We start from the raw sequence: 12,723 nt of genomic DNA, 5'->3' as shown, positions 1-12,723 counted from the left end.
CCTTCTGGAGTTTTGTTTTGGTGCCCGGGCGGAAACCCGGGAAGATCAGCCCAGCAGGTCCAGGATCTCTTTGCGGGCAAACATTTGCGCTGCGGCCCTGGCCGACGGCGCACCGGCGTCCGGATCCGCTCCGGCGCCCAGCAGGACGCGGGCCACATCCGTGTAGCCCTTGAATGCCGCTCCGGCGAGGGGGGTCTGGCCCCGATCGTTGGCGGTGTTGGCGTCGGCGCCGTGCTGCAGCAGCAGCTGTACGGTTCCGGCATGGCCATGATACGCGGCGAGCATCAGCAGGGAGTCGCCGGCGGAGTTCGTCATGGTGGCGGGGACACCGGCCTCCAGGTAGGGACCAAGCAGCGCGGCGTCCCCTTCACGGGCAGCCTGGAAGAGCGTATGCGCCAAAGCCAGCGCATCGTCGTCGTGCCCCTCCGTTGACTTCGCCGCGGCGTAGACGGGCGTGGTGTTCCCGGTCATCAGCGCGGCCCCCTCAGGAATCCGGTTTGGCGCCCCACAACCTGGCCGGCGTCGGGGGCGACGATGAGCTCCTGGGAGGCCGCATACGGCTCATCGCCGTCCAGGACCGTCAGTATGTCATCCGGGGCCACTGAACGTTTTATGACTGCCAGGGCCACCGGACCCATCTCGTAGTGCTGCGCCACCGAGGTCACGGTCCCCACTTTCCGCTCCCCGGCCATGACGGGGCTGCCGGCGGCGGGCAGGGTGTGCTGCGATCCGTCCAGCTGGAGGAACACCAGCCGGCGCGGCGGGTGCCCGAGGTTGTGGACGCGGGCGATGGTTTCCTGGCCCTTGTAGCAGCCCTTGGCCAGGTGCACGGCCGTGCGCAGCAAGTCCAGTTCGTGCGGGATGGTCTTGTCATCCGTTTCGGCGCCGATCCGGGGCCGCCAGGCGGCCACGCGAAGGGCCTCAGCAGCGAGCACACCGGCCAGGGGCCGGCCGGCAAGGGCGTCCTCAAGGCCGCCGGCAGGGATGAGGTACTCGAACCAGGGACGTTCAAGGCCGGGGTGGTTCTCCTCGGAAACGGTGGCATAGGAGTACCCGCCCGCGGACACGTGTGGCCACGGGTCCTGCCAGGCGAGGTGCCCGGCCCATTCCGGCACGGCCCTGGTGCTGCCGGCCACGGCCCAGTCCGCGGAGACGTCGGCAATCTCGACCCGCAACATGAACTTCATGCGGTTGAGGTACTCGGCCAGCGGGGCGGCCTCCGTTGCTTCGACGATCAGCCAGGTGGTTTCCCCGTCATCGACCACACGGGCATCGAAGTCGATCCGGCCCTGGACGCTGAGGAGCAGCAGTTCGCTGGACTCGCCCGGCTTCAGGGCTGCCACCTGCTGGGAAGACAGGGTGTTGAGCCAGCTGAGCCTGTCGGGCCCGGTGACGGTGACCACGCCGCGGTGGGAAAGGTCGACGACGGCAGTTCCGGCGGCAAGGGCGCGCTGCTCGCGCAGCGGCTCGCCGTAGTGGGCGGCGACTCCGGCGTCAGGACCGGTGGCCTCGACGGCACCGGGGCGCGACAACAAAGGGCTGGGCGTAGTCATATGAAGTAGAAGTCCTTGGAGGTCAGCGGTATTCCGGATTTTCGAAATCGAACCTTGTTCCGGCAGCCCATTCGCCGGGCAGGTTTCCGAACGCGGGGTAGCCCCCCGAGTCCTTGAGGGTCCGGGCCAGGTGCAGGAGGTTCCAGGTCATGAACGTCGTGTTCCGATTGGTGAAGTCGGTTTCCGGGCCACCGGAGCCTTCATCGAGGTAGCTCGGGCCGGGCCCCACGGGTCCGATCCATCCGGCGTCGGCCTGCGGCGGGATGCTGAAGCCGATGTGCTGAAGGCTGTAGAGGACGTTCATGGCGCAATGCTTGATCCCGTCCTCGTTTCCGGTGATCAGGCAACCGCCGACCTTGGGATAGAACGCCCATTGGCCCTTGCTGTTGAGTTCGCCGGAGTGGGCGTAGAGGCGTTCGATCAGTTTCTTGGTCTGGGACGAGTTGTCCCCCAACCAGATGGGCCCGGCCACCACCACGATGTCGGCTTCCTTGACCGCGGGGTAAAGCTGGGGCCACTCGTCGGTGGCCCAGCCGTACTGGGTCATGTCGGGGTAGACGCCGCTGGCAATGTCATGGTCCACCGTCCGGATCACCGTGGTGCCCACGCCGTGTTTCTCCATGATCATGCGGCTGATCCGGATCAGCCCGTCCGTATTGGACGTCTGCGGCGACTTCTTCAGCGTGCCATTGAAGAAGACAGCTTTCAGGTCGCTGTAATCAGCCGGTGCTCCTGCTGCCTGGACGGTGCTTTCTCCCACGGTGCCGCTCCCCTCTTATGGGTCCGGAAGACCCTATCTGGTCATGAGACGCGGTGCAGGAACGAGGAGGCGTGGGCCTCCAGCCCTTTTCCTGCGTCACCCCCGGTGGCAACGTCCCAGCGCCACAACAGGTTGCCGTCCACCAGGCCAAATATGCGGGTGGCGGCGCTGTAGTCCTTGGAGTGGCTGCCGCGCATCACCATGTCGGTGGTCAGCTGGATCTGAGGCCCTTTGATTTGGCCGTAGTACAGCTCCGTGATGCCGCCGGGGTGGGCGATGGATACGGAGATGTCGAAGCCGCCGTCCTTGTTGCGCAGCGCTTCGACCTCGTCGGCGCTCTTCAGCACCGGGACGATGTCTGCCGGCACCAGCCCAGGGCCGCCGTCGGCGTCTAGCTGCTTGCGCTCCAGCGCCCAGAAGCCGGTTTCGACGGTGAGCGGACGCAGGCGCGTCCCTTCGTCGTCGGTCAACCAGCTTTCGGCACGGTACTGCAGGTACGGCAGGCCGTTGTGGGTGAAGGAGACGTGCTGCAGGAAGTGTTCAGAGTCCTCGTCGCCGCTGCCCAGCCGCCCCCGGCCCTCCCACTCACCGATGAGCCAGGACAGGGGGACGAGTTCGGGGGTCAGGTCTGTAGGAATCTCAATGGGCATTGGTATTACCTCCAGCTACGGCCGGTCCCGGGAAAGGGCTGGCTACTGCTGGCCCTTGAAGAGGCGGTAGACCACAAAGCCGGCGAACCAGGCCATGGACAGGCTCGCGATGCCGAGCAGGACAAGGAAGAAGATTTCAAAAGCAAGTACGGACATGGTGCCATCCTAACCGTTAGTAGATGAGTAGTTTGTCTATGAAGTACGCAAGGGATCCAACAGCCGAGACCGGGGCCAGCCCCATGCCAAGGGCGGCCAGGATGTTCAGTGGCGCGCCGCGCAGGGTGGCCAGCCGCCGGAAGCTCGCCAGCACCGCGCCCACAACCACGCCGAAGATGGCCGCCGGCAGGACGGCAATGTCCGACAGGACCAGCCCGGCCAGTGGACCGGCAAGGCCCGCAAGCACCACTCCGAGCGGGGCAACAATGCTGTCCGGCCAGCGGATGAGCCCGGCCAGCAGGGCCACAGCCGCGCTGATCGCCGCCACCAGGAGCATCTCGCGGACACCGTTGAAGCGGGAGCCGGCAATCCAGCCTGCTCCCAGGCAGGACAGCAGGACACCGGCGCAGCACCCCAGGGTGGATTCCAGCCGTTGCGCCTGTCCTGTTCCGCGGATGAGCTGCACCACGAACACGGCCATCATTCCCAAGGCCACGAAGCCGGGAGTCCAGTCCAGGTATCCGGGGGCAGGCACCAGGGCGGCGGCTATGGCCGCGCCTGCACCCGGCAGGGCGATAACTGCGGCGAGGGTCTTCTTGGCGGGAATGCGGAGGAAGTGCGGCCAGCCGATGCCCACCGCCACGGCGATCACGATGCCCACCACCACGAGTGCCTCCGGCGAGGCGTAGACCCCGGCGATGATCGCGATGAGGCCGGCGATCCCGACGACGCCGACGGTCCAGGAGCCCAGTGAACGCGCGGGAGCCTGCAGTTCCGCCGTCATGCGTGGCCCGGCCTGTGCTTCGTCGGTGCACTCACTGCGCTGTTTTCCCATCCTGGCGGTCGGCCGGAAGGCAGGTCTGCCCCCTCGTGGCAGGGCGGGTGCGCCCTGGTCCAATCCTGCCTTATGTGAACTGGATATGTCGCAAATCGTGCCGGTCCACGTCCTGAATCTGTGGCCAGGGAGGGGCTGCCGGGTATACTCAAAGCTCAGCTACGCTCCCTGCTGAGGTGGCTGGCCGGCGGCGTGCTGACGGTCCAAAACCTTCCGCAGGAGCCAGTACCGGCCGGTGAGAATCCGGTTCAGTCGCCCAATGATGCGCGGACAGCCCTTGGAGGAACAATGTCGCACATCCTGTTACTGACCAACAGCACCGGTTCTTCGGTGGACATCCTGCCTGCCCTAGAGCTGCTGAACCACAGGGTCCATATCCTCCCCGCCGAACCAACGGCCCTCCTGGAAACAGACCCCTGCGATATTGTCCTGCTGGACGCCCGCAAGGACCTGGTGGGTGCCCGTTCCCTCACCCAGCTCCTGAAGGCCACAGGCCTCAGCGCCCCGCTGGTGCTGATCCTGACCGAAGGTGGCATGGCGGCGGTGTCCTCCGCGTGGGCCGTTGACGACATCGTCCTCGATTCCGCGGGCCCCGCCGAGGTGGAGGCCCGTATCCGGCTGTCCGTTGCCCGGGCAGTGCCCGAGCAGGAAGACGCGCCCAGCGAAATCCGCGCCGCCGGCGTCGTCATTGATGAGGCAAGCTACACGGCCCGGGTCAACGGGGCGCCCCTGAACCTGACCTTCAAGGAGTTCGAACTCCTGAAGTACCTGGCGCAGCACCCCGGCCGCGTGTTCACCCGGCAGCAACTGCTGACGGAGGTGTGGGGCTACGACTACTACGGCGGCACGCGCACCGTGGACGTCCACGTCCGTCGCCTGCGGGCAAAGCTCGGAGCGGACCACGAGAACCTGATCAGCACCGTCCGGAACGTCGGCTACCGCCTCACGCTGGTCCGGCAGCAGGAAGATGAACTCACGGAGGCCTGAGCCTGGGCTGCCGCCGGCGTATAGCCTTGGCTCATGACTCCAGCGCATCCGCAGAAGTGGCCCGTCCATGTCGTCCGGGGCGGAGTTGACCAGCAACTGCTGAAAGACTGCCGTGACCTTCTGGCCGCGGCTGAGGAATCGGACGGCAATCCTTCCATTTCCGAGCAAACCCTGGGGACCATGCGCGCCGGTGACTCGGCGGAGCACAGCCTCCTGACGCTGGCCCTCTACGCTCCCGACGAGGACTCCGATCCGGCGACCGGCCAGGACCTGGCGGGCTTCGCCGTCGTGGTTGAGGAGCCGGACGGCAGCGGCATCCTGGAAATCGCCGTCCATCCCTCCTACCGGAACCAGGGCGTGGCGGACCGGCTGGTGGGAGCGCTCAAGGAGGTCCGGGGCTTCAACGGGCTGAACGCCTGGTCGCATGGCAACCATGAAGCCGCTGCCGACCTTGCCGCCCGCTACGGGTACGCGCCGGTACGCGAGTTGTGGAAGATGAGGATGACGACGGCGGGCGCGGACCTGCCCGATGCCGGCCTGCCGGACGGGGTGGCCATCCGCACGTTCGTTCCGGGCAAGGATGAAGAGGCGTGGCTGGCAGCCAACCGGGCAGCATTCGCCCACCACCCCGAGCAGGGCAGCCTCACCAGGGCCGACCTCGAGGCGCGCATGGCGGAGGACTGGTTCGACCCGTCCGGCTTCCTCCTCGCCGAGGACCGGGACGGCAGGCTGCTGGGGTACCACTGGACCAAGGTCCACCCACGCCACGGCACCCACCCGGCCATCGGCGAGGTCTACGTGGTGGGCGTGACACCTGACGCGCAGGGCATGGGACTGGGCAAGGCACTGACCATTGCCGGCATCAAGCACCTCCGCGACTCAGGACTGGCCGGTGTGATGCTGTACGTGGATGCGGACAACGCTCCGGCTGTCGCGTTGTACCGGCGGCTCGGTTTCAGCCGCTGGGACATGGACGTCATGTACGGCCCCGCCGCCGGGTAGCCGGGAGGCCGGAGCAATCCCTGGCACGGCGTAAAACAAAGGCCGTGGGGGCGGTGAATGCTTGTAAGGTTGAAATGGAGCCGCGCGGGGCGGAAGCGCAGGCACCGGAGCGCCAGCTAAAGGAGAAGCCATGAACCCGGAACCGTCCGGAACAGCCACGTCCCAGGATGTTGCGGTGCCTGTCCGGGCCCGCTTCGGCTCCTCCGAGGTACCGGCATCCAGGGCCACGCAGGACCGCATCGACATCCCCGAATTCGCACCGAACCTGCAGCCCGAGGGCGACATCCGGCCCGACCGGTTCCTGGACCGCGAGCTGAGCTGGCTCGCCTTCAATTCCCGGGTGCTGGAACTGGCGGAAGACCCCACCCTCCACCTGCTGGAGCGGGTCAGCTTCCTGTCCATTTTTGCCTCCAACCTGGACGAATTCTTCATGGTCCGCGTGGCAGGCCTGAAGCGCCGCATCGCCACCGGGCTGGCCGTCCCCTCCCCTGCCGGGCTCAGCCCTGTCGAGGTGCTGGAGCGGATCAGCGAAGAAGCCCACCGGCTCCAGCAGCGCCATGCACAGGTTTTCGCCGAGCAGATCCGGCCCGCGCTGGCGTACGAGCACATCCACGTCATGCAGTGGGGGGAACTGGACGACGCCGCCCAGCAGCAGCTCAGCGTCATGTTCGCGGAAAAGGTCTTCCCCATCCTCACGCCGCTGGCCGTGGATCCCGCGCACCCGTTCCCGTACATCTCCGGCCTGTCGCTGAACCTCGCCGTGGTGGTCAGGAACCCCGTAAGCGACAAGGAGCTCTTCGCCCGCGTCAAGGTCCCGGACCAGCTGCCGCGGCTGATTTCCATTGACGGCCCCCGCGCCGGTGCGGTGCCGGGCCGGGTGGCACGGTTCATCGCACTGGAGGAAGTCATCGCCGTCCACCTGGACAAGCTCTTCCCCGGCATGGAGGTCCTGGAGCACCACACGTTCCGCGTCACCCGCAATGAAGACGTGGAGGTGGAGGAAGACGACGCCGAGAACCTCCTGCAGGCCCTGGAGAAGGAACTCCTCCGCCGCCGGTTCGGGCCGCCTGTCCGGCTGGAAGTCACCAATGACATCAACCCCAACATCCGGGCGCTGCTGATCCGTGAGCTGGGCGTGGAGGAGTCCGAGGTGTACTCGGTGCCGGCGCCGCTGGACATGCGGGGCCTGTCCGTCATAGCCGGCATCGATCGGGCGGACCTGCACTACCCCAAGCACGTCCCGCACACCTCCCGGTACCTGAACGAGTCCGAAACGTCCAAGGCCGCCAACGTGTTTGCTGCCATGCGGCGCCGGGACATCCTGCTGCACCACCCCTACGATTCGTTCTCAACCTCCGTGCAGGCGTTCCTGGAGCAGGCTGCGGCAGACCCGAAGGTCCAGGCCATCAAGCAGACCCTGTACCGGACCTCCGGGGACTCCCCCATTGTGGATGCCCTGATCGACGCCGCCGAGGCCGGCAAGCAGGTGCTGGCACTGGTGGAAATCAAGGCCAGGTTCGATGAGCAGGCCAACATCTCGTGGGCCCGCAAACTGGAGCAGGCCGGCGTCCATGTGGTGTACGGGATCGTGGGGCTGAAGACACACTGCAAGCTGTCCCTGGTGGTCCGGCAGGAAGTGGACGGCCTGCGCCGCTACTGCCACATCGGCACCGGCAACTACCACCCGCGCACCGCCCGGTACTACGAGGACCTGGGCCTGCTGACCGCCGACGAACAGGTGGGGCAGGATCTTTCCAAGCTGTTCAACCAGCTTTCCGGCTACGCGCCCAAGTCGACGTTCAAGCGCCTCCTGGTGGCACCCCGTTCCGTGCGTTCCGGCCTCATCGACCGCATCGAAACCGAGATCCGCAATGCCCGCGCCGGAATTCCCGGACACGTGCAGATCAAGGTGAACTCGATGGTGGACGAAGCCATTATCGACTCGCTGTACCGCGCGTCCCAGGCGGGCGTGAAGGTGGACGTGGTGGTCCGGGGCATCTGTTCGCTGCGGCCCGGCGTTCCCGGCCTCAGCGAGCACATCACGGTCCGCTCCATCCTGGGCCGGTTCCTGGAGCACTCACGGGTGTTCGCATTCGCCAACGGCGGGGACCCCGTGGTGTACATCGGCTCCGCGGACATGATGCACCGCAACCTCGACCGCCGGGTGGAGGCCCTGGTCCAGTTGGCCAGTGCGGACGACATCACGTACGTCCTTGACCTCCTGCAGCGCTACATGGATCCGGAGACCTCCAGCTGGCATCTTGACAACCAGGGCCATTGGACCCGGCACCACCTCTCCGAGGACGGGAAGCCGCTCGAAGACGTCCAGTCCTGGCTGCTGGCGTCCCGGCCGCGGCAACGCAGCCTGAGCCGGCGATAAGGGCCGCCGCGTTGTCGAGCGATGCACTCGTAGCCGACCAGACAGACCACCCGGGCGAACCCATTGCCGTCACTGCGGCAGGAGCCATTCCCTGGCGTGCCGGCCGGGACGGCCTGGAAGTCCTGCTGATCCACCGTCCACGCTATGACGACTGGTCATGGCCCAAGGGGAAGATCGACGCCGGCGAGACCGTCCCGGAATGCGCCGTCCGTGAGGTGTGGGAGGAGATCGGCCTCAAGGCGCCCCTGGGCATCCCGCTGCCGCCCATCCATTACCACGTAGCGTCTGGACTGAAGGTTGTCCACTACTGGGCCGTAAAGGTCAACGGCGACAGCCTGGTTCCGGACGGCAAGGAGGTGGACAGCGTCATGTGGTGCGCCCCGGAAAAGGCGGGCCGCCTGCTGTCCAACCCGTCCGACGTCGTACCGCTCGAGTACTTGCAGGACGCGCACGGGCGCGGGGAGCTGGACACCTGGCCCCTGCTGGTGCTCCGCCATGCCAAAGCCAAACCACGCGCATCCTGGAGCAAAGCCGAAGGTGAGCGTCCGCTGGCGGCAACCGGATCACGTCAGGCCCAGGCCGTGGGCCGGCTCCTGCAGGCATGGAAGCCGATGCGGGTTGTCAGCAGCCCCTGGCTGCGCTGCGTTGCCACCGTTGCCCCGTACGCGCGGGCCAGCGGGGCCAAGGTGAAGCTGGCGGAGGGCCTGACCGAGCACAAGCACCAGCGCAGCCCGAAGAAGACCGCTGCCGTCATCGAGTCCCTCGTGGACAAGCAACGGCCTGTGGTGGTCTGCACCCACAGGCCCGCCCTGCCGACCGTGCTGAAGCAACTGGCTGCCCACATGCCCTCACATCTCGCCAAGCTGCTGCCGGCCCACGAGCCATACCTCTCGCCCGGCGAGCTGGTGGTGTGCCATGTGGCCAACGGCGGGAAGAAGCGGGTTGTAGCGGTGGAGCAGTTCAAGCCCTTTGACGACTAGCCTGGCTTCCCTGAGCCTCCAGGCTTTCAAAGTAGACTTGGGGCGTGAGCATCCCAACGCCTTATGAAGACCTCCTGCGCGATGTCCTGGCCACCGGCACCCATAAATCGGACCGCACGGGCACCGGAACCACCAGCGTTTTCGGGCGCCAAATCCGCTTCGACCTCTCGAAGAGCTTTCCGCTGATCACCACCAAGCGGGTCCACTTCAAGTCAGTGGCGGTGGAACTCCTGTGGTTCCTGCGCGGCGAGACCAACATCAAGTGGATGACGGACCAGGGCGTCACCATCTGGAATGAATGGGCCGACGAAGACGGCGACCTGGGCCCGGTCTACGGCGTGCAGTGGCGTTCCTGGCCCACCCCGGACGGCGGCCACATCGACCAGATCGCCGAACTCATCGAGAACCTGAAGTCGAATCCGGACTCCCGCCGGCACCTCGTGTCCGCCTGGAACGTCTCCGAGCTCAACGACATGGCGCTCCCGCCCTGCCACGCGTTCTTCCAGTTCTACGTGGCCAACGGCAGGCTCTCCTGCCAGCTCTACCAGCGCTCCGCTGACATGTTCCTGGGTGTGCCGTTCAACATCGCCTCCTACGCATTGCTCACCTGCATGGTCGCCCAGCAGGTGGGGCTCGAACCCGGCGAGTTTGTCTGGACCGGCGGGGACGTCCACATCTACGAGAACCACATGGACCAGGTCCTCAAGCAGCTGGAACGCGAGCCCTACGAGTATCCGCGGCTGTTGATCACCCGCAAGCCCGCGTCGATCTTCGACTACACGCTGGAGGACTTCGACGTGGTGGACTACCAGCACCACCCCACCATCAAGGCGCCGATCGCTGTATGAGCACCGAAAACTTCACTGATCCCCAGTCCTTCACGGAGGAACTGGCCGCATCAATCACCGGCGTCGGGCTGGTGTGGGCCCAGACTTCCGACGGCGTCATCGGCAAGGACGGGGACATGCCCTGGAACCTGCCGGAGGACCTCAAGCACTTCACCCGGCTCACCACCGGCCACCCGGTCATCATGGGCCGCAAGACCTGGCTGTCCTTCCCGGACAAGTACCGGCCGCTGCCCGGACGCACCAACATCGTCATCACCCGGCAGAAAAGCTGGGCCGGCACGCCCGAGGCGGAGGGCGCCGTCGTGGTTCCTTCCCTGGATGACGCACTCCTTGAGTCGCAGTTCGTCGACGGCGGCGAAACAGTCTGGATCCTGGGCGGCGGTGACGTCTTCCGCCAGTCCACGGACCTCGCCAACGTCGCGGTGGTCACCACCATCGATGTGAAGGCCGACGGCGACACGTTCGCCCCGGAGCTCGGCACCAGTTGGGAGGCCACCGCCTCCGTCCCGCCGGACGGGTGGCTGACGGCCGCCAACGGCACACGCTACCGATTCACCAAGTGGTCACGGACCGAGGGCTAGGAACATGCTGAAGAAACCGGAAACCCTGTTCGTTTTGGGCTATATGCTGCTGCCCCTGCTGGCACTGCTGTCCGCTATCGTGGGGCTGACCATGATCCTGGGCGGCAACAAGATCGCCGGGGCCATCGTGCTGGTGGTGGTCACCCAGGTGTTCACTTTCGGGGCGTTCTTCGCCCTGCGTGCACGGAAGGCGGCGGTGCTGGAACAGTCCGACCAAGGCTAGCTCCAGCCAACTGGCGGGCTGGCATGGGGAGACCGCCCCATCGCGGCCGGCCTGCTCCTGCCCTAGGCTGGTGCACGCAGCACTCTGGGGGCTGTTGAACGAATATTGGGGGGGAATCCTGGTGGCAGGAACTTTGTGGGGTGCCGACGTCGAGCAACTGCGGACCCTCGCGCAGCAATTCAGCAAGACGGCGGACCTGCTGCAGCAGCAGTCGACCCAGCTGAGCAGCCAGATCAACAACAATCCAGCCTGGAAGGGCGCTGACGCACAGCGGTTCCGGTCTGACTGGAACAGCAACCACCGCACGCTCCTTCAACAAACCGTCGCCCGCTTGAAGCAGGAGTCCAAAGTCCTGCTCAGGAACGCGGACGAGCAGGAGAAGGCCAGCACCGGCTCCAGCGCCGGCGGAGGACCTGGCAACGGCTCTCCCGTCGGCAACAACGGTCCCCGCCCGCCAATCCCGGGTCAGGGCAGCAACGATCCGTGGGGCCCGGGCTGGCTCACGGATCCCAACTCCCCTTTCCGCAGCGGCTGGGACATTTACAACCTCACCAAAGCGTTGCCGAACCTCCGGGCAGGACTGTTCGATCTTCCCCATTTCATTAGCAAGGCAGACAATCTCGGTGAGTTCCTGTTCTCCAGGGACTTCCAGAACGTGGCAAAAGCATTCCAGAACACGAACATGTTGAGCCAGTATTTCAACACTTCCTCGGAACTGTTCGACGGCAGGTGGGATACGGCCTTGCGTCTCGCCGAAGGTGGCAAGGCCGCGGAGTTCTTCAAATTTGGTGGCAGGGCCCTGGGCGGAATCGGAGTGGGTCTTGACGTTTTGGACACCGTCAACAACGCAAAGGAGGGCGACACAGGGGCCGCCGTCTACTCTGGAATCAAGGCCGGCCTGGGAGTGGTAAGTTTTGCTCCCCCGCCTGTCGGAACGGCGGCCATGGTCGCATCCGGAGCGTTGGCCATCTATGACAATGTGCCCATAGTCAAGGAAACAGTGAATGCCATCGGCGGGTCCATCGCTGACGGTGCCAAGGAAGTCTGGGAAGGCGCTGGGGACGCCGCCGAAAAAGTCGGCGACTTCTTTGGATTCTGAGCCCACAACGAGAGGTATGGACGATGACTGAGACAGCGACGGAAGCCGCCACCATCCCTGATGCGATCGGATATGGCTTTGCCGAAATGCTTACCCTTGCAAGCCTCCAGGGCGGGGACGCTGCGGTCCTCAGCGCTGAAGCACTGAGGGTGGACGGCTATTTGGACAATACGGACATGGTGAGCGCAGGCGCGTCGTCACTGGTGGCCCGAGGCTTGGCCAAAGCCGAAAATGACGGGCTCCTCTCAGTGTCAGGACCCACTGCCGCCGTGGCTGCCCTGCTCTCCTCCGCCCTCCGTCGCATTGAGATCTCGCTGCTGACGGCCGAAGGGGGCGACAGCGTGGTCTTCATGGAAAATGAAGACATCCATCTGCTGTTCCAGCCCCGCTCCTACTTCACGTGGTGGGCAATGGCCCAGCGGCCGGACGTTACCGCCGCCGAAGCCAACCTCATGGTTATCAAGCAGCACCTGGACAGCAACCCGGGGGGCGGCGCCACTCTGCGCCGCCGCGAGGATCCCACCGGACAGACCCTGTACGTGAAGAATGGCGGCGACGGATCATGGACCACTGGTACCTCCACACCCGGGCAGGCAGACATCGCTGAAACCAAAGGCGTGGACGACGCCGGCCTCCTTCACCAAATCCGCGCCATCCGTCAGGACTGAC

The 12,723-nt window shown here is 65.8% G+C and carries 14 protein-coding genes; 9 read left to right on the top strand and 5 right to left on the bottom strand.

The window, feature by feature from the left end; genetic code table 11:
* Nucleotides 1-45: 45 nt before the first annotated feature.
* From PV772_RS03905 to PV772_RS03885, 5 genes are all read right to left on the bottom strand, one after another.
* Entirely contained in the window at nt 46-471 is a 426-nt protein-coding gene (locus PV772_RS03905; protein ID WP_347885417.1) for an ankyrin repeat domain-containing protein, read from the bottom strand.
* Nucleotides 471-1,553 carry a glycine cleavage T C-terminal barrel domain-containing protein gene (locus PV772_RS03900; protein WP_347885416.1) on the bottom strand — a complete coding sequence of 361 codons (1,083 nt, stop codon included), beginning with the start codon at nt 1,551-1,553 and terminating at the stop codon, nt 471-473. Before PV772_RS03900 ends, PV772_RS03905 begins: the two co-directional genes overlap by 1 nt.
* A gap of 22 nt (nt 1,554-1,575) precedes the next feature.
* The gene (locus tag PV772_RS03895; RefSeq protein WP_141182138.1) at nt 1,576-2,313 is read right to left on the bottom strand and encodes a flavodoxin family protein; all 738 of its coding nucleotides are present in this window, start codon (nt 2,311-2,313) and stop codon (nt 1,576-1,578) included.
* A gap of 41 nt (nt 2,314-2,354) precedes the next feature.
* Nucleotides 2,355-2,963 carry an FABP family protein gene (locus tag PV772_RS03890; RefSeq protein ID WP_347885415.1) on the bottom strand — a complete coding sequence of 203 codons (609 nt, stop codon included), beginning with the start codon at nt 2,961-2,963 and terminating at the stop codon, nt 2,355-2,357.
* Between the two features lie 172 nt (nt 2,964-3,135).
* Nucleotides 3,136-3,903, bottom strand: a complete 768-nt coding sequence (locus PV772_RS03885; RefSeq protein ID WP_141182139.1) for a permease — start codon at nt 3,901-3,903, stop codon at nt 3,136-3,138.
* Nucleotides 3,904-4,242: 339 nt separating this feature from the next.
* Here PV772_RS03885 and PV772_RS03880 point away from each other — a divergent pair, with 339 nt between their 5' ends.
* The 9 genes from PV772_RS03880 (at nt 4,243) to PV772_RS03840 (ending at nt 12,722) form a co-directional block, all read left to right on the top strand.
* Entirely contained in the window at nt 4,243-4,941 is a 699-nt protein-coding gene (locus PV772_RS03880; RefSeq protein ID WP_133345752.1) for a response regulator transcription factor, read from the top strand.
* Between the two features lie 33 nt (nt 4,942-4,974).
* Nucleotides 4,975-5,943: a mycothiol synthase gene (gene mshD / locus PV772_RS03875; protein WP_347885414.1), complete on the top strand. Its 969-nt coding sequence runs from the start codon at nt 4,975-4,977 to the stop codon at nt 5,941-5,943.
* A 130-nt stretch (nt 5,944-6,073) separates the two neighbouring features.
* Nucleotides 6,074-8,323 carry an RNA degradosome polyphosphate kinase gene (locus PV772_RS03870; RefSeq protein ID WP_307361319.1) on the top strand — a complete coding sequence of 750 codons (2,250 nt, stop codon included), beginning with the start codon at nt 6,074-6,076 and terminating at the stop codon, nt 8,321-8,323.
* An 11-nt stretch (nt 8,324-8,334) separates the two neighbouring features.
* Nucleotides 8,335-9,303 (top strand): NUDIX domain-containing protein, encoded by a 969-nt coding sequence (locus PV772_RS03865; protein WP_141159737.1) that lies wholly within the window; start codon nt 8,335-8,337, stop codon nt 9,301-9,303.
* Between the two features lie 44 nt (nt 9,304-9,347).
* Entirely contained in the window at nt 9,348-10,151 is an 804-nt protein-coding gene (locus PV772_RS03860; protein WP_347885413.1) for a thymidylate synthase, read from the top strand.
* Nucleotides 10,148-10,732: a dihydrofolate reductase gene (locus tag PV772_RS03855; protein ID WP_141159735.1), complete on the top strand. Its 585-nt coding sequence runs from the start codon at nt 10,148-10,150 to the stop codon at nt 10,730-10,732. Before PV772_RS03860 ends, PV772_RS03855 begins: the two co-directional genes overlap by 4 nt.
* A 4-nt stretch (nt 10,733-10,736) precedes the next feature.
* A complete protein-coding gene (locus PV772_RS03850; RefSeq protein WP_141159734.1) occupies nt 10,737-10,955 on the top strand; it encodes an NF038396 family protein in 219 nt (72 codons plus the stop codon).
* Nucleotides 10,956-11,076: 121 nt separating this feature from the next.
* A complete protein-coding gene (locus tag PV772_RS03845; protein WP_347885412.1) occupies nt 11,077-12,054 on the top strand; it encodes a hypothetical protein in 978 nt (325 codons plus the stop codon).
* A 23-nt stretch (nt 12,055-12,077) separates the two neighbouring features.
* Complete coding sequence (locus PV772_RS03840) at nt 12,078-12,722, top strand: hypothetical protein (RefSeq protein ID WP_347885411.1); 645 nt, start codon at nt 12,078-12,080, stop codon at nt 12,720-12,722.
* Nucleotide 12,723 lies beyond the last annotated feature (1 nt).

Origin of the sequence: Pseudarthrobacter sp. CC12 (assembly GCF_039907755.1) — a bacterium.
Lineage (GTDB): Bacteria > Actinomycetota > Actinomycetes > Actinomycetales > Micrococcaceae > Arthrobacter > Arthrobacter niigatensis.
This window is presented reverse-complemented; position numbering and strand designations above follow the sequence as displayed.